At 71.6% G+C, this 16,455-nt stretch carries 16 protein-coding genes and 2 pseudogenes; 11 read left to right on the top strand and 7 right to left on the bottom strand.

From position 1 onward, the window contains the following. Positions 1–216 precede the first annotated feature (216 nt). A complete protein-coding gene (locus tag ACL02R_RS27350; RefSeq protein WP_412799634.1) occupies positions 217–1,110 on the top strand; it encodes a fumarylacetoacetate hydrolase family protein in 894 nt (297 codons plus the stop codon). Next, the gene (locus tag ACL02R_RS27345; protein WP_412799633.1) at positions 1,107–1,862 is read left to right on the top strand and encodes an SDR family NAD(P)-dependent oxidoreductase; all 756 of its coding nucleotides are present in this window, start codon (positions 1,107–1,109) and stop codon (positions 1,860–1,862) included. The genes ACL02R_RS27350 and ACL02R_RS27345 overlap by 4 nt, the downstream gene beginning before the upstream one ends. 53 nt (positions 1,863–1,915) lie before the next feature. Here ACL02R_RS27345 and ACL02R_RS27340 read toward each other — a convergent pair whose 3' ends face one another. After that, positions 1,916–2,599 carry a FadR/GntR family transcriptional regulator gene (locus ACL02R_RS27340; protein WP_412799632.1) on the bottom strand — a complete coding sequence of 228 codons (684 nt, stop codon included), beginning with the start codon at positions 2,597–2,599 and terminating at the stop codon, positions 1,916–1,918. Between the two features lie 245 nt (positions 2,600–2,844). Here ACL02R_RS27340 and ACL02R_RS27335 point away from each other — a divergent pair, with 245 nt between their 5' ends. Beyond that, on the top strand, positions 2,845–3,699 hold the full coding sequence (locus tag ACL02R_RS27335) for a GNAT family N-acetyltransferase (RefSeq protein WP_412799631.1): 855 nt from the start codon (positions 2,845–2,847) through the stop codon (positions 3,697–3,699). A gap of 90 nt (positions 3,700–3,789) precedes the next feature. Here the strand turns inward: ACL02R_RS27335 and ACL02R_RS27330 are convergent, their stop codons facing one another. Next, positions 3,790–4,143, bottom strand: coding sequence for a hypothetical protein (locus ACL02R_RS27330; protein ID WP_412799630.1), 354 nt, complete (start codon positions 4,141–4,143; stop codon positions 3,790–3,792). A gap of 40 nt (positions 4,144–4,183) precedes the next feature. On the opposite strand from ACL02R_RS27330, the pseudogene ACL02R_RS27325 reads away from it, so the two are divergent. Next, positions 4,184–4,507: pseudogene (locus ACL02R_RS27325) on the top strand (serine hydrolase); the annotation flags it as partial. Positions 4,508–4,780: 273 nt separating this feature from the next. Next, positions 4,781–5,713: a class A beta-lactamase gene (gene bla, locus ACL02R_RS27320; protein WP_412799649.1), complete on the top strand. Its 933-nt coding sequence runs from the start codon at positions 4,781–4,783 to the stop codon at positions 5,711–5,713. A gap of 32 nt (positions 5,714–5,745) precedes the next feature. On the opposite strand, the gene ACL02R_RS27315 is transcribed toward bla, so the two are convergent. Next, positions 5,746–6,933, bottom strand: coding sequence for an ROK family protein (locus tag ACL02R_RS27315; protein WP_412799629.1), 1,188 nt, complete (start codon positions 6,931–6,933; stop codon positions 5,746–5,748). 393 nt (positions 6,934–7,326) lie between these two features. Here ACL02R_RS27315 and ACL02R_RS27310 point away from each other — a divergent pair, with 393 nt between their 5' ends. Then, positions 7,327–8,277 (top strand): sugar phosphate isomerase/epimerase family protein, encoded by a 951-nt coding sequence (locus tag ACL02R_RS27310; RefSeq protein WP_412799628.1) that lies wholly within the window; start codon positions 7,327–7,329, stop codon positions 8,275–8,277. A 132-nt stretch (positions 8,278–8,409) separates the two neighbouring features. Beyond that, positions 8,410–10,557 carry a PQQ-dependent sugar dehydrogenase gene (locus ACL02R_RS27305; protein ID WP_412799627.1) on the top strand — a complete coding sequence of 716 codons (2,148 nt, stop codon included), beginning with the start codon at positions 8,410–8,412 and terminating at the stop codon, positions 10,555–10,557. Positions 10,558–10,700: 143 nt separating this feature from the next. On the opposite strand, the gene ACL02R_RS27300 is transcribed toward ACL02R_RS27305, so the two are convergent. From ACL02R_RS27300 to ACL02R_RS27285, 4 genes and pseudogenes are all read right to left on the bottom strand, one after another. Beyond that, positions 10,701–11,135 (bottom strand): hypothetical protein, encoded by a 435-nt coding sequence (locus tag ACL02R_RS27300; protein WP_412799626.1) that lies wholly within the window; start codon positions 11,133–11,135, stop codon positions 10,701–10,703. Between the two features lie 40 nt (positions 11,136–11,175). Next, the gene (locus ACL02R_RS27295) at positions 11,176–11,577 is read right to left on the bottom strand and encodes a hypothetical protein (RefSeq protein ID WP_398847265.1); all 402 of its coding nucleotides are present in this window, start codon (positions 11,575–11,577) and stop codon (positions 11,176–11,178) included. Positions 11,578–11,596: 19 nt separating this feature from the next. After that, positions 11,597–12,412 (bottom strand): annotated as a pseudogene (locus ACL02R_RS27290) (RHS repeat-associated core domain-containing protein); the annotation flags it as partial. A 1,470-nt stretch (positions 12,413–13,882) separates the two neighbouring features. After that, a complete protein-coding gene (locus tag ACL02R_RS27285; RefSeq protein WP_412799625.1) occupies positions 13,883–14,836 on the bottom strand; it encodes a helix-turn-helix domain-containing protein in 954 nt (317 codons plus the stop codon). 156 nt (positions 14,837–14,992) lie between these two features. Here ACL02R_RS27285 and ACL02R_RS27280 point away from each other — a divergent pair, with 156 nt between their 5' ends. The 4 genes from ACL02R_RS27280 (at position 14,993) to ACL02R_RS27265 (ending at position 16,345) form a co-directional block, all read left to right on the top strand. Beyond that, a complete protein-coding gene (locus ACL02R_RS27280) occupies positions 14,993–15,253 on the top strand; it encodes a hypothetical protein (RefSeq protein WP_412799624.1) in 261 nt (86 codons plus the stop codon). Between the two features lie 147 nt (positions 15,254–15,400). Beyond that, on the top strand, positions 15,401–15,769 hold the full coding sequence (locus ACL02R_RS27275; RefSeq protein WP_412799623.1) for a hypothetical protein: 369 nt from the start codon (positions 15,401–15,403) through the stop codon (positions 15,767–15,769). Between the two features lies 1 nt (position 15,770). Beyond that, positions 15,771–15,992, top strand: coding sequence for a hypothetical protein (locus ACL02R_RS27270; protein WP_412799622.1), 222 nt, complete (start codon positions 15,771–15,773; stop codon positions 15,990–15,992). 89 nt (positions 15,993–16,081) lie between these two features. Next, complete coding sequence (locus tag ACL02R_RS27265) at positions 16,082–16,345, top strand: hypothetical protein (RefSeq protein ID WP_412799621.1); 264 nt, start codon at positions 16,082–16,084, stop codon at positions 16,343–16,345. Positions 16,346–16,455: the final 110 nt, after the last annotated feature.

Below are 16,455 nucleotides of genomic sequence, written 5' to 3'. Positions count from 1 at the left end.
CTTGTATGATCTACATCACCGCGACCATAGACATCCGATGTCTAGCGCGTCAAGACTCGCGTCCTGCCGCTTTTCTGTCCTAACATGCGGGAAATCACGACCTGATACACCCGACCAATGTGCTGTGGCGGCGGCCTGGCGGAAACCCGGCCGCAACGCAGCGGCAATCCGGCGGCGTCGCAGCGACGACGCTGCCGCTGACGCGAGGAGTGCACGGTGAAGCTCGCCCGTCTGGGACCGCCAGGCCAGGAGCGGCCGGTGGCCGTCGAGGCCGCAACCACCTACGACCTGACCGGACTCACGGCCGACATCGACGGCGGCTTCCTCGCCTCGGGCGGCATCGCCGCCGTCCGCGCCGCGCTCGACGCGGGCGGCCTCCCCGCACTGCCGGACGCGGACGCGCTGCGCGCCGGCCCGCCGGTCGCCCGGCCGGGCGCGATCCTGTGCATCGGCATGAACTACGCGGCGCACGCGGCCGAGTCGGGAGCCGCGCCGCCCGAACTGCCGCCGCTCTTCCTGAAGACGCCCAACACCCTGGGCGGTCCCGACGACCCCGTGACGATCCCGCCGGGCAGCGAGCACACCGACTGGGAAGTCGAACTCGGCATCGTCATCGGCACCCGCGCCCTCTACCTGGACTCGCCCTCGGACAGCCTCGCGCACATCGCGGGCTTCGTCCTGGCCAACGACGTGTCCGAACGCCGCCACCAGCTGGAGGAGTCGGGCGGCCAGTGGAGCAAGGGCAAGTGCGCCCCCGGCTTCACACCGCTCGGCCCCTGGCTGGTGACGCCCGACGAGGTGGACCACGGCGCGCTGCGGCTGCGCAGCCGCGTCAACGGCGAGCCCCGCCAGGACTCCACGACGGCCGACATGGTCTTCGGCGTCGATTACCTCGTCTGGCACCTCAGCCAGTACCTCACCCTTGAACCGGGCGACGTGATCCTGACCGGCACACCGGAGGGCGTGGCGCTGTCCGGCCGCTTCCCGTACCTGGCGCCTGGTGATGTCGTGGAGGTGGAGATCCCCGGACTCGGCGCGCAGCGCCAGGAGTTCGTGGCATCGGGCAAGCGGGCACAGGCGGGTCCGACAGAGAAGAAGGTGACGGCATGAGCGAGTTCGACGGCCTGGTGGCCGCGGTGACCGGCGGCGCCTCCGGCATAGGCGCCGCCGTGGTGGCGGCCCTGCGGGCACGCGGCGCCCGCGTCGCCGCGCTCGACCTGACGCCCGTGGAGAGCGGGGAAGGACTCCTCGGCGTCCGCGCCGACGTCACCGACGACGCCTCCGTACGGGCCGGGATCGCGACCGTGACCGAGCACTTCGGCGGCCTCGACATCCTGGTCAACAACGCGGGCGTCGGCGCCCAGGGCGGCGTGGAGGACAACGACGACGCCGAGTGGCTGCGCGTCCTCGACGTCAACCTGCTCGGCATGGTCCGCGCGAGCCGCGCCGCCCTGCCTCACCTGCGCCGCTCCCGCGCGGCGGCCATCGTCAACATCGGGTCGATCGCCGCGACGGCCGGGCTCCCGCAGCGCGCCCTCTACAGCGCGACGAAGGGCGCGGTGGCCGCCCTGACGCGCGCCATGGCGGCCGACCACCTGCGCGAGGGCGTCCGCGTCTCCTGCGTCCACCCCGGCACGGCCGACACCCCCTGGATCGGGCGGCTCCTCGACCGCGCCGACGACCCGGCGGCCGAACGGGCGGCGCTCCAGGCCAGGCAGCCGCACGGCAGGCTCGTCTCCCCGCAGGAGATCGCGCACGCCGTCACGTACCTCGCGAGCCCGCTCGCGACGTCCACGACCGGCGTCGGCATCTCCGTGGACGGCGGCATGCAGGACCTGCGGCTGCGCCCGGCCGGCAGCTGACTCCGGGCCGGGGCCTTCCCGTCCGGCGGCGGGGAAGCCCCGGCCCCGGTCGATCAGCCCCGGTCGATCAGCACCTCGCGCAGCCACTGCTCGACGCCCGCGATGTGCACGGTCGCCAGCGCCGCCGCGATGCCGGGCTGCCGCATGGTGAGGGCCTGGAGGATGGCGCGGTGCTCGCCGAGCGTGCGCTCCACCACTCCCTCCTGCGTCAACCCGCGCCAGGTGCGGGCCCGCTGGGTGCGGCCCGAGAGCGACTCCACCAGGGAGGCCAGCACCGCGTTGCCCGAACCGGCGGCGATCCGCCGGTGGAACTCCAGGTCGTTCTCCACGAGTTCGTCGACCGTGGGCGAGTCGCCCAGCGAGTCGAGCAGTCCGCCCAGCTCCGCCAGGTCGGCGGCCGACATCTTGCGCGCGGCCATCTCCGTGGTGGCCGGTTCGATGACGCGGCGGGCCTCCAGGATTTGCAGCACCGTGTCGTCGCGGTGGAAGTCGACGACGAAGCTCATCGCGTCCATCAGCAGCGACGGCTCCAGGCTGGTCACGTACGTCCCGTCGCCGCGCCGGACGTCGAGCACGTGGATCAGCGACAGCGCGCGCACGGCCTCGCGCAGGGAGTTGCGCGAGAGGCCGAGGCGTTCGGCGAGATCGGGTTCCCTGGGCAGCCGGTCCCCCGGGCTCAGTTCGCCGCTCACGATCATCTGCTTGATCGCCTCGATGGCGTCGTCCGTCACCGACATCGCGGTCCTCCCTCTCCCCCGGCACCCGGCCGTACCGGCCGTACCGGCGGGTCTGCGCGCACGTCCCGCCGATGCAGGCACGATACATCGGATCTTTACGGAACCGGTGACCGGCATCCCGCCTGACGTGCACCGCTGTGCCGCGTATCCCGCCCGCCGCGGGGGGACTTGGGCCGGCGTGCCGGCCGTGTCCCGTGGCGCGCCGCCTCGTTGGGCCGTCCGGGCGAGCGGCATCGGAGGAGACAGTGGGGCGTTTCGAGATCACCACGGCGGGCGCGGCGGACCTGCCGGTGCTCCGGCGGTGGGCGGACGAGGAGGGCTGGAACCCCGGCGAGTCCGACCTCCCCGCCTTCCAGGCGGCCGACCCGCGCGGCTTCCTCCTCGGCAGGCTCGACGGCGAACCGGTCGCGTCCGTCTCGGCCGTGCGGCACGGCCCCGGCTTCGGCTTCCTCGGCCTCTACATCGCGCGCCCCGACGTGCGCGGGCAGGGGTACGGAATGCGCATGTGGCGGGCGGCGATGGAGCGCTTCGGCAGCCGGGTCGTGGGACTCGACGGCGTCGTCGCGCAGCAGGACAACTACCGCAGGTCGGGCTTCCGCCACGCCTGGAACCACATCAGGTACGAGGGCACCCTCCCCACCGGCGCCGCCGCCGGTGCCCCGGACGGCGTGACGCTGGTGGACGGCCGCTCGCTGCCGTTCGCGGTGCTCGCCGACCACGACCGCCGCTACTTCCCGGGCGAGCGCGACACGTTCCTCGCCCAGTGGGTGGCCCTGCCCGCGCACACGTCGCTGGCCGCCGTGGCCGACGGTGCGCTGCATGGCTTCGCGGTGGCGCGCCCGGCGAGCAGGGGCACGCGGATCGGCCCGCTGCACGCCGGCTCCGAGGCCGTCGCCCACGCCCTGCTGTCCGGCCTCGCCGCCACCGCACGCCCCGGACCCCTGGTACTGGACGTCCCGGACATCAACCCACCCGCCGTACGGCTGGTGGAACGCCTCGGCTTCACACCGGTCTTCGAGTGCGCCCGCATGTACACGGGCCCGACACCCGAAACGGACACGGCGGGCGTCTTCGCGGCGACGACGATCGAGCTGGGCTGACGCGCGTCCTGCGGACCTTGCCGGGCCGGGCCGCGTTGTCGGACGCGGTGCGCACGTCCTTCCAGGGAGACGCGCGGTGTGTCGCCACGGTCACACGCCGTGCGGGTCCGGTCGGGGTCGGCCCGGCGCCGTGCCCGAGGCGAGAAACATGGGGATGGCCAGGAAGAGCCGGTCGGTGTCCGCCCGTACGCGCTGCTCCGCCGGCCAGCCGTCCGCCTGCTCGCGCGTGACCGCCCCGGAGGCCTGCGCCGCCGCGAGCGCGGTGAGGACCGGCAGCGCCGAGGGACCGGTGAACACCTCCGTGCGCACCTCGGCCGTCACGTCCTCGAACGCGGCGTCGCGCAGCAGGCCGCAGGAGCGGTGACGACGTCGGCGCGGGCGTCGCTCGCGCTGGTCGAGTGCGCGCTGGGCTGCGAGCACGACGATGTGACGTTCTGCGCGCACTTCCGCCGCGCGGTCGCGGGCAGCGCCGTCCGTCGGCGCCATGCCGCTTCGGCTTGACGGCGCGTCGTGGATCTGGTCGCTGCCGGCCGGGCGTCCGTCAGCGTGGGCGAGCGCGGGAGCGTCACGGTCGGCGCGGCGGCGGCGCGGATGGCGCAGTCCGTCGCGCGCCGACACGGGAACGGCCCGCGCGTTCAGGGACCTGCTGCGCGCGATGTGGACGCGCCCCTCGCCGGTGCACCCCGATGGTCCCGCACGGCTGCGGGAGTCGATGCGGGACAACGTGCTGCGGCACCGGCTGGCGCCCGGCTTCGCGTCGGACTCCGCCGTCTGGTCCTCGAAGACGGGGACGCTGCTCAACCTGCGGCACGAGGTGGGCGTGGTCGAGCACGCGGACGGGCGGAGCTACGCGGTGGCCGCGCTCACGGAGTCGCGGGGGGCAGCGGCCGGGCAGCCGGGCGTGGACGCGCTGATGGGGCAGGTGGCCAGGCGGTTGCGGGACAGGCTGCGCGCGGCGGCGGACCGCCGTCCGATGCCGGATCGGCATGAGTCGGGGCGCGGCGGTCTTGGACCCGGGGGGCGGCGGGCGGCGAGGGTGGGTGCGTGCCCGGGAGGTGCCCGGGGTCGGGAGGTGCCGTTGATGGCCGGATCGTCGCGCGTCGGGGCCAGGGGCCGGGTGGTGTGGGCCGCGGTTGCGCTGCTGGCGGTGTCCGCGTGCGGCCGTGAGCCCGGCGGGCCCGAGCCCGCCGCCCCGGCGTCCGTCGCCGCCGGGGCGGCGTCGGCCGGGGCGGCGGAACGCGCGTTCCGCGGCCTGGAGCGGGAGTTCGACGCGCGGCTCGGTGTCTACGCACTCGACACCGGCACGGGCCGCGAGGTCGCCCACCGGGCGGACGACCGGTTCGCGTACGCCTCCACCTTCAAGGCGCTCGCGGTGGGCGCCCTGCTGCGGGAGCGCGGGACGGAGGGGCTCGACGAGGTGGTCGCCTACACGCGGGACGACCTGATCGACAGCTCGCCCGTGACGGAGGACTTCGTGGACAGCGGCATGAGCCTGCGCGAACTGTGCGCGGCGACGCTCTGGTACAGCGACAACACGGCCGCGAACCTTCTCCTCGGAGAACTCGGCGGCCCGGACGGCCTGGAGGAGGTGCTGGCCGGTCTCGGCGACGACGTCACGGAGATGGACCGGTGGGAGCCCGGCCTCAGCGAGGGCGCGCCGGGTGACATCCGGGACACCAGCACGCCGCGCGCGATGGCCGGCAGCCTGCGGACGTTCCTCCTCGGCGACGCCCTGGAGCGGGACGAACGGACGCTGCTCACCCGGTGGATGACGACGAACACGACCGGCGAGACGCTGGTCCGGGCGGGCGTGCCGGACGGCTGGGACGTGGCGGACAAGAGCGGCACTGCCGGGTATGGCGGCCGGAACGACATCGCGGTGGTGTGGCCGGACGACGGGGGCGGCCCCGTCGTGATCGCCGTCATGTCCAGCCGCGGCGAGGACGGTGCCGAACGGCGGGACGAGCTGGTCGCCGGGGCCGCGGCGGCGGCCGTGGCGGGACTGGGCCGCTGACCGCGCAGGACCGTACCGGACCGGCGGCGCGGTCAGCAGGCGAGCAGTTCGGGCAGGTGGTCGGGGGCGAGGGCCCGTTCGATCACCATGAACGCCGCGCCGCGCACGGCGGCGCGGTCGCCCGCGAGCGACCGCACGATGTCCAGCTCGCGGGTGGCCAGCGGCAGCGACCGCTGGTAGACGACCTCCCGCACCCCGGCGATCAGGTGCTCGCCCGCCTGCGACATGCCGCCGCCGATGACGATCACCGACGGGTTGAAGAAGCTGACGGCGGTGGCCAGCACCTCGCCGATCGCCCGGCCCGCCCCCCGCACGAGGGCCACGGCGGGCAGCGACCCGGCGCGGGCGAGGGCCGCAACGTCGGCGCTCGTGTCGGCGGGGACGCCGTCCGCCGTGAGCCGGGCGGCGAGGGCCGCGCCGCCCGCGACCGCCTCCAGGCAGCCGACGTTGCCGCAGCGGCAGGCCGCGTCCGCGCCGTTTTGCAGCCGCACATGGCCCATGTCGCCCGCGACGCCCTGGGAGCCGCGGTGCAGCGCGCCGCCGGAGATCAGCCCGCTGCCGATGCCGGTGGCGGCCTTGACGAAGATCAGGTCGGGGCGGTGCGGCCAGTGGGTGCGGTGCTCGCCGAGCGCCATGGCGTTGACGTCGTTGTCGACCAGCGTGACGGCGCCGAGCCGGTCGCGGACGAACCCCGGGACGTCGAAGCCGTCCCAGCCGGGCATGATCGGCGGGTTGGTGGGCCGCCCCGAGGCGTGCTCGACGGGCCCCGGCAGGCCGATGCCGATGCCGAGCAGGTCCGCGGAGCCCCTGCCGGACGCGGCGAGCAGCGACGCGGCCAGCTCACAGACCCGTTCGAGGACGGCGCGCGGGCCTTCGGTCACGTCCTGGGCGCGGTAGCCCTCGGTCAGGACCTCGCCCGCCAGGTCGGTGACGGCGATACGCAGGTGGCGCGCCCCCACGTCCACGGCGAGCACCGCGCGGGCCGCCGGGTTGAAGGCGTACATCGACGGGGGTCTGCCGCCCGTGGAGCGGCCGTTGTCGGCGCGTCTGACCAGGCCCGACTCCAGGAGCGCCTCGACCCGTCCGGCGACGGTGGACCTGGCCAGCCCTGTCTCGGCGGCGAGTTCGGCACGCGTGCGCGGGCGGCCGTCCCGAACGGCGCGGAGCACGGCCGCCGTGCCCGCGGCGGGGCCCGCGGGGAGCGGCCCTGTCCTTGTCATGAGGTCCCTCCACCGCAATTCGCTGAAGCAGGGCGTTGCTTACGCTACCCCAGGGACGTCTTTGCCTGTGTGGGCCGGGAGTTGTGGCGGAGAAAGCAGAACTTTCTATTGACGCCCGGTAGAAGTGTTCCTACGTTGTCGCATGGCAGCGCGGCCGGCGCCGGCGCCGCCAGGGCCACTCAGCCCGTGGGCGCGGACGACGCCCACCCGGCGCGCCGTCCGTCAGTGCCCCCGTCCCCCGCCCCACGACTCCACTGACCGATCCCGGCGCGTGCCACCCCACCGCACGCGGCCGCTCCCCTTCCCCCACAGACGGTCCACGACGTACTCCGAGCCACCCGAACCACCCCGTCGCGGCCGGTGCCGCGCGAGGTCATGCCTCCAGGAGCCGCCATGTGTTACGGATTCTCTGATCACCAGGCACACGCCGCCGCCCGCACGGAAGGCGCCGGACGGCGCGCGCTGCTGCGCGGCGCGGTCGGCGGCGCGGTCGGCGTGGGAGCGGCCGCCGCCCTCGGCGGGACGGCGCAGGCGCACTCGCGCGGACGCGGCAGGTCCCTGGTCCCGCGCGAGCTGATCAGCCTCCAGCTGTACAGCATGCGCGACGACCTGAACGGCGAGGCCGGTTTCGACGCGACGCTGCGCGCCGTGGCCCGTACGGGGTACCCGCGCGTCGAGCAGGCGCTCGGCTACTTCGGCCGCACCGCCACGGAGCTGCGCGACTTCTACCGGCGGCTCGGCCTGAAGGCGACGTCGAGCCACGACGGGATCAGCCCCGACGACACGGCGCTCGCCGCCAAGATCCGCGACGCGCGGGTGCTCGGCCAGTCGTACATGGTGGTCCCGTGGCTCGACTCGGAGAAGCTGGACGACTGGAAGCGCTACGCCGAGCAGATGAACCACGAGGCGGCGGCGGCGCGCCGGGCGGGCATCCGCTACGGCTACCACAACCACGCGCACGAGTTCACCCGCGACCTCGGGGGCGGCGTCACGCCGTGGGACGTCCTCACCGGTGAGCTGGACCGGCGGCTCGTCCACCTGGAGATCGACATCTACTGGGTGGTGACCGGCGGCATCAACAGCGGCGACGGCGTGCGCGACCCCGAGCGGTTCGCCATCGACGTCATCCGCAGCGCGCCGCAGCGGGTCCGCCAGTACCACGTGAAGGACCGTGACCCGGTGACGGGCGACATGGCCGACCTCGGCACGGGCATGATCGACTTCCCGCGCATCTTCCGCGCGCACGCGGTGGAGGAGTACATCGTGGAGAACGACACCCCCGACGTCACGCCGCTCCGGACCGCCCGCGTCGGCTACTCGTACCTGCGCAACGTGCGCTGCTGACCGCGCACTTCACCGCCCACTTCACCACCCGCTGACACCAACGGACCGACAGACCCCGCCGGTACGCCCCGCCCGGACGGCAGCACCCCGCCGCCGTCCGGGCGCACCGCAGGCACGTCTTGAAAGGTCGTCATGCGCACCATCCCCACCGCAGCCACCGTCGCGCTCGTGGCAGCGGCGCTGCTTGTCTCCCCTGTCACCTCGGCCGCCCACGAGCAGCCGCCCCCCGCGGAGCCCGCGCCCGCCGCCCCCGCGACGACGGACAGCGCGTTCCAGAAGGTCGTCCTCAACGACACGCCGGGCGAGCCCATCGACCTCGCCGTGCTGCCGGACTCCCGCGTCCTGCACACCACGCGCAACGGCCAGGTCTGGCTCAACGACCCGGACACCGGCCTCAACACCCTCGCCGCCGAGCTGGACGTCTACCAGCACGACGAGGAGGGCCTCCAGTCGGTCGCGGTGGACCCGGGCTTCAACGGCGTCACCAACCGCTGGGTCTACCTCTACTACGCGCCGCCCCTCGACACCCCGCTGGACGACCCGGCCACCCCCGGCGTCAACGAGGGCGACGCGCCGGAGACCGGCTCGGCCGAGGACTTCGCGCCGTTCGAGGGCGTCACCCGGCTGTCGCGCTTCCAGCTGCGCGGCGACCGGATCGACCTCGGGTCCGAGCAGGAGATCATCGAGGTCGCGGCGGACCGCGGCCTGTGCTGCCACGTCGGCGGCGACATCGCCTTCGACGGCGCGGGCAACCTCTACCTGGCCACCGGCGACGACTCCAACCCGTTCTCCTCCGGCGGTTACGCGCCGATCGACGAACGGGACGGCCGCAACCCGGCGTTCGACGCCCAGCGGACCGCCGCCAACACGAACGACCTGCGCGGCAAGGTGCTGCGCATACGCGTCGGGCGCGACGGCTCGTACACCGTCCCGCGCGGCAACCTGTTCCGGCCGGGGACGCCGGGCGCGCGGCCCGAGATCTACCTGATGGGCCTGCGCAACCCGTTCCGCGTCGAGGTCAACCGGGAGAACGGCGACCTGTACGTCGCCGACTACTCGCCCGACGCGGGCAGCCCCGACCCGGACCGCGGGCCGAACGGGCACGGCAAGTGGTTCGTCGCGCGCGCCGCGGGCAACCACGGCTGGCCGTACTGCGTCACGCCGGAACTTCCCTACATCGACTACGACTTCGCCACCGGCGCGTCGAGCGAGCCGTTCGACTGCGCGGCGCCCGTCAACGAGTCGCCGCACAACACAGGCCTGACCGAGCTGCCGCCCGTCGAGCAGCCCGACGTCTGGTACCCGGGCGTCGCCACCCCCGACTTCCCCGAGCTGGGCACCGGCGGCGTCGCCCCGATGGCGGGACCCGCGTACGACTGGGACTGGCGGACCCTGCTCGACCCGACCCCGGTCGCGTGGCCGCGCTCCCTCGACGGCGTGCCGCTGTTCTACGAGTGGACGCGCGACTACATCAAGGCGTTCCCGCTGGACCGCCGCACGGGCGAGCTGAGCGGCATCCAGGACGTGCTCCCGTCGATGGACTTCGCCGGGATCATCGACATGGAGTTCGGCCCGGACGGCGCGCTGTACGTCCTGGAGTACGGCAAGGGCTACTTCGCCCAGAACGAGGAGGCGATGCTCGCCCGCATCGACCACATCGGCGAGGGCGGCAACCACTCCCCCGTCCCGGCGGCCTCGGCCGACGTGACGGCGGGGCAGGCGCCGCTGACCGTGGCGTTCTCCAGCGAGGGCACCGAGGACGCCGAGGGCGACCGGCTGCGCTACGCCTGGGACTTCGACTCGGACGGCCGCGTCGACTCGCGCAGCGCCAACCCGACGCACACGTACGAGGAGAACGGCGTCTACCGCGCCAGCCTGCGCGTGACGGACGTGGGCGGCCGGCACCGCGGCCGGTCGGCGTCGGCCGAGGTGGAGATCGTGGTGGGCAACCAGCCGCCGCAGGTCTCGTTCGTCTCCCCGGTGGACGGGCAGGAGTTCTCCTTCGGCGACGCGATGCAGTTCGAGGTCGCGGTCACCGACGACCAGGAGGTGGACTGCTCGCGCGTCACGGTGACGTACATCCTGGGCCACGACGAGCACGGCCACCCGCAGTCGTCGGCCTCCGGCTGCTCCGGCACCATCCAGACCGGCCACCCCGAGGGCCACGAGGGCGAGGACAACCTGTCCGGCGTCTTCAACGCCACCTACACCGACCCGGGAACGGACGGCCTGCCGCCGCTGACCGGCAGCGCAGAGGTGATCCTGACACCGGTCGACTGACCACCACCCCACCCCCCGCGTGCCGCCCGCTACCCCCAGCGGGCGGCACGCGCACGTTCCCGGCAATCAGTTCCTCACGGCCCACAGGTGGCACAACTCCTGCGTGGATCGCCTCATGGGTTGACTCGCGATATACCTCGGTACTATCGGGGTTGCCCTCCGCGGCGGTACCGATCCGGTTCCGACTTGCGAAATCCGAGGTACTCATTGATCGCAGAGGAGACAAGAAGCAACTTCTCGTGCGGCACCTGAGGGACGACTCCGTTCAATTCGTGGACCCGGGCGGTGAACTCTTCCGGCAGTGCGGGCGTGTAATGCCGCACATAAAAGCTGAGGTCGTAACGCCAGGCGTACTCGCCATCCGTCATCATGGACGGACCACCGAGCGCGCTGAAGGCGCCGCCGACCACATCGGGAGTCCCCTCCATGACGTCGAGCGTCGGGTGCCCCGCCTCCAGATACTTTGCCACTTCTTCCATCGAGTATGTCGCTCCCCGGGCGATGGCCTCGTGGATCGACTCCTGATAGAGATCAGGCTGTCGCGGGTCGAGTTCACGGTAGAGACCGATATATCGCATGTGCACCTTCCTCACCGAGGCGGAAATCTCCTCGGCTGGTTCAGCGGGCTCGCCGGTAGCCGAGGTCCGCGTAGACGACTTCGGCCGCCGCGATCAGCTCCTCGCGGGCCATTGGCTGCACCACTCCTCCTCGGTCGGCAACGTGAGCCGTGAACTCATCTGGAAGAGCCGGTGCATACAGCCGGACGTAATGACTGAGGTCTTCGCGCCACGTCCATTCACCGTCGGTCAACGGCGACGAACCACCGGGCAGCGCGAACGCCCCACCCACGACATCCCGCTCGACACCCATCATGTCAAGGAACGGATGGCCGGACTCCAGGTACCGTACTACCTGCTCGACCGGGTACGCCGCGCCCCGCGCAATCGCCTCGTGAATAGAATCGCGATAGACCCTTGGGTAATAGGGATTCAATTCGCGAAAATAGCCGATGTATCGCACTTCAACACCTTTTTTCGAGTCAGCCGGGCACGATGGGCAGGAAAGTCCGCCAGTAGCCGTCTTCTGCGATTGTCGGTGTCTGCCCTGGGCCAAGCAGCCGATCGGTACCCACGGCGTTCGTGGGAGCCTGGACTGTGACACCCAGCTCATTGGCGACCTGTTGGGCGATTCCCGAGGAGTCGGCGCCCGAGTGGCACACCAAGAGACGGACGTCACTTCCATCATAGTTCGGGTTGTTGCGCAGGGCGTCCACGATCTGGCCGCCGTTCACATGGCCTTCCGGTAGATCGAGGAAACCGTCACGGCTGCCGTGGGCGATCACGTCGTGGCGGCCTGCGTTGGCGGCGTTCTGATAGTTGCGCATGGTCGCGCCGTCGGTGCCGATGACGGTGGCGGTCTCGCCGTGGGTCACGGGGGAGCCGGAGGGGATGTAGTTGTCCGCGCCGTCCATGTAGTCCATGCCGCTGCCGGGGCGGCAGGGGGCGAGGCCGAGGGGGTCGCTCTGGACGCGGGGGTCGGCCACGTAGGCGACCGGATTGGGGGCGGGGCGTAGACCCAGCGGGTCGGGGCTGGTGTAGCGGGCGGTGTCCGGGTCGTAGTGCCGGTTGAGGTTGTAGTGGAGGCCCGTCTCGGGGTCGCAGTACTGACCGGGGAAGCGGAGCGGGGTGTAAGCGGTGTTGCCCCGTTGCCATGCGGTGGTGCCCCACAGTGTGCGGCGGGCACGCCAGGCGGTGACGCCGTCTTCGTCCACCAGTTCCGTGGGGGCGCCGACGAGGTCGGTGACCATGGCGAAGAAGCGCTCGTCCACGACCTCCTGCGGTGCGTCGGCGGCACCCAGGCGTTCCGTCTGGGCGACCGGATGCGGACCGTCGTAGTCCCAGGTCACGGTGACGGGGCCGGGGAAGCCGGGGCCGGTGGTGGTCTGCTCGACGAGCGTGGTGCCGTCCCAGGTGAACGCGGTCCGCTCCACCACGGTGGTGCCGTCGTCGGACAGCCGCTCCTTGGCGACGCGGCGGCCGAGGGCGTCGTACAGGTACCGCCAGACGGTGCCGTCCGGGGTGGTGACGGAGGTGAGGCGGTCCTCGGCGTCCCAGGCGTAGCGCCACACGTCGGGTTTGCGGGACAGCCGGGTACGGCGACGTTCGGTGACGCGTCCGGCCGCGTCGTAGCTGTACCGGACCGCTCCGGCGCGCAGGAGGCGGTTGCCGTCGTAGGCACGGGTGCCGCGCGCGTCGCCGCCCGGGTGGCGGTCGGGCCAGGCGGCGTGCGTCTGGTTGCCTGCCGCGTCGTAGGCGTAGCTCTCGCTCCAGTCGCGGGCGGTGACCTCGGTGACACGGCCGTTCGCGTCGTGTCCGTAGGCGACGGTGCCACGCGCGCTGTCGGTCATGCCGGTGACGCGGCCGTCCTGGCCGTAGGTCCAGGTGCGGTGGAGGGGCTGCGACATGGCGGCCGTGACCGTCTGCCCGGTGAGCCGCCCGAGGTCGTCCCACTCCTGGGCGACGGTGAGGAAGTCGTCCGTGGTACGTCCGGCCTGGCGTCCGGCCGCGTCGAAGGCGAACGCCACGGTGTGGCCCGCCGTCTCCAGGGCTGTCCTGCGTCCGGCGGCGTCGTAGGCGTAGGTCGTACCGACGCCGGTGGGGGTGACGCGGGCCGCCTTGAGACCGTGCTCGTACCGGTAGGACGAGACGCCCTGCCCGGTCGTCTCGGACAGCACCCGGCCGAGAGCGTCGCGCTCCCACACGATGTCCCCGTGCGGTCCCGTGGCCCGGGTCATCAGGCCGGTGCCGTTGTAGGCGTACGTGCTCGCGGGCCCGTCGTCCAGGCGCTTGGCGACGAGCTGGCCGCGCGGGTCGTAGGTGTAGGAGACGGTCTGGCCGGCGGCGTTCGTCCTGGCGGCCATGCGGCCGACGGGGTCACGCCGGTAGGTGAACTCCCTGCCGTCGAAGTCGCGTTCGGCGACGAGGCGTCCGGCGTCGTCGTACGTGTAGTCCCAGGTGAGGCCCCGCGGATGCCGCATGACGACCACACCCCGCGTGACCGTTCTCGTCGGCTACGAGACGCACGCCGCGGCTACCGCTCAGGCGCACCAGCTAGCCCCCGTGCTCCGCCGAGCCAGACTCGCGCGCCGCTACGGCGTGCTCGTGAGCCGACGACCAAGGGTCGGCTGGTGCGTGTGCCTCGCCGACCGAGACCCCGACGCACCGCCGCCCCCGATACCCTGCTCTTCTCCGCGCATCTCTCTCGCACGGCATAGCGATGCCCCGCCCACCTCCCCAACGGGATGTGGAGCAAGGCTTTTTGGCGTTCACGAGCACTTCGGGCGTTTTTCGCCCGCTTCGGCTTCCTCTAGAGCTGCCCATGCCTCTCGTGTCCACAGTGCGTGGCGATGGCCAGGGGGCAAACTGTCAAGGCCGTGGCGCAGATGCTCCACTGCCTGGTCGTGGCGGTCCAAAGCCAAGTAGACATGCCCAAGAGGCATAGAAAGCCATTCCGCTGTCAGCCAGTAAGCGGTTCCGGGAACGTCATCGGCATCGGCGGCTTTATCCCGAAGCGCTTCTACCTCGGCGAGCATCTTTTCGGCTTCCTTGCGGCGCCCCAGTTCGGCCAATGCTGACGTAGCCTGCGCCCCATTCACGACCTTTTGCCGCAAGGCATCCGCACTGACGTAGGCCGCGACGAAGTTGCGATGCACGGCGCGCCATTGCTTTTTCTGTCTAGCGATATTCCCTTTCAGGTTGTACGCCTGCGCGACCAGTGCCGAATCTCCGATATCGTCCGCCAGTTCAACGGCTTCGCTGAGGAGGGCGTTAGCTCGCGTGTAGTCACCTACTTGAATGTTGAGCCAGCCTGCGAACTGGGCGGCTTCCGATACCACCCCACACAGCAAGTTCCGTTGATCGCCGCGAGTTTCCCGAAGCATGGTCAGCAGCGCCTCACGCTGGGCCTCTGCCGCTCCAATTAGTGGCACGGGCCCCACCACATCATCGGCGCGGCGCTGAGCCGCCAGGGCGTCAGCAAGCGCTTGAACGGCCGTACTGTCCGTCCTAGTTGGGTGTGCCGCCATGTAGGCAATGCGCTCATCTTCTTCAGTGAGTTCAAGAGCTTCCGCTAGGGCGCGAAGCAAGCTTTCAGATGCACGCTGTTGCCCGCGAAGCGCACGGGATATGTATGCGGGGTCGTAATGGGTTCGGCGTGCCATCTCGCGCAGGGACACCGCCTTGCGTGCCATGGCCGCTCGAATCTCATCAGGGGCGGTCATGTACCTAGCGTAGTCCAGTCAACAGTCAACGGCTCCTGGTCAACACCCAATCCCGTGCGCAGCGCGGGCGCGAGACGTTCAATCTCAAGGAACGCACCTTCGCGACCGCGCAGCCGGTCACGGGGACATGGCCCACCTGATGAAAGGCAGGTAACCATGCAGAATGACGGCCAGGGCGACGAGCCGATGTACAAGCGCGGGCAGCTGGCGAAGGATCGGGGCCGCACGGGGCGCGTGATGGACATCGAGGGCAACAGGGTGTGGCTGCGTCCGCCGGGGGGCGGGCGGGAGTGGGACGCCCCGCGCGAACGGGTGCGGCCGGTCCCGGAGCCGAGCGCCACCGACGCGCTTCGCCCCCGGCTCCGTGAGGTCAACGCCCGTAGTCGGCGGGGCCGCTGGGGAGACTTCAGTGGGTGAGCCCCGGCACCGCCGCAGCACGCGCCGACGCGCCGGTGATGTCCTCTGGGACTGCGCGAGTCGCGCCGCTTCTTGGGAGGGGCTGGTCATCTTCCTTGGGGGCATGGCCGTTATGTGCTTCGTTCTCGGAATACGGGGGCAGCTCCGGTGACGGCGCCGGTCTACATCTGCGGGCAAGAGGTCACCGTTCTGCCCTACGAGGAGGTCCCGCGCGTCCACGTCGGGAAGAGGCTGCGTTGCGAGCTTGCCGAACATCACGAGGGGCCGCACCACCAGTACGCCGCGGAAATCGACGCCCCCTACCCGACCGCCGAGTGGGCCCGCTGGTCGGACGACACGAGACCGGAGTTCGGAGTTCTGCCGGACTGCGATACGCACAACGGCGCTTCGGATGACGACAAGGCGTACTGCGTGCTTTTTGAGGGTCACCCGCCGCCGTGCTCATGGGTATTTCACGACCCGGCCCGGGAAGTGGAAGGGTTCCTTGCGGATCTCGGAATTTCGTGGCAGGAGTGAAATGGTCAGCAGCAGGACGCAGATGCAGCGCGCGTTCCGGGCCCGCGCCGAGGAGGCGAAGAATGAGGTGATCGCCGCCTACGAGAGCGGCGAGAGCCTCAACAGCCTCCGGTTCCGGCTCGGCGTCTCCTCCACGTGGCTCACCAGAATGTTCGAGGAGTGGGGCATTCCGGTCAGGAACCAGCGCGAAGCGTTCGACACGATGCGCGCCCGGCGCAAGTGAACTCCGTCCCCTGCCGGGGAGGATCGGGCCTCTGGCAGGAGACGGGCACCAAGGAAGGACCTCTCACCAGCAGCGAAGAAATCGGATACATGGCTGACTTCAGCACCTTGGAAGAGAAATACGCGGCGGCGCGGAAGCGCGTACTCGACGCGCGCGAGAAATTGACCGAAGAATACTGCAACGGGCGGAGCGCGAACAGCATCAGCAAGGAATACAGGGTCTCCGCTACGTGGCTTGCTAAGACGCTTGATGAATGGGGCGTGCCCCGCCGGGGCCGCGAGGAAGCAGCCGCCATGCGGAACGCGCGGTCCCAGGAAGCGGTGACGCCGACGAGCGGGACCATGAACAGCTAGCACGACCGCCCGGGTACGCCAGGCAGCAGAGCGGACGCCCGTCACGGGTGTTGGTCGGCCGGTGCGGCTCCGGCCCCGGGCACGGTGTCACCCCCGAACCCCCATGTGCC

Origin of the sequence: Streptomyces sp. MS19 (assembly GCF_047200595.1) — a bacterium.
In the GTDB taxonomy this organism is placed as follows: domain Bacteria; phylum Actinomycetota; class Actinomycetes; order Streptomycetales; family Streptomycetaceae; genus Streptomyces.
Note: the sequence above shows the minus strand (reverse complement) of the source record. Positions and strands in the feature narration are given on the sequence as shown.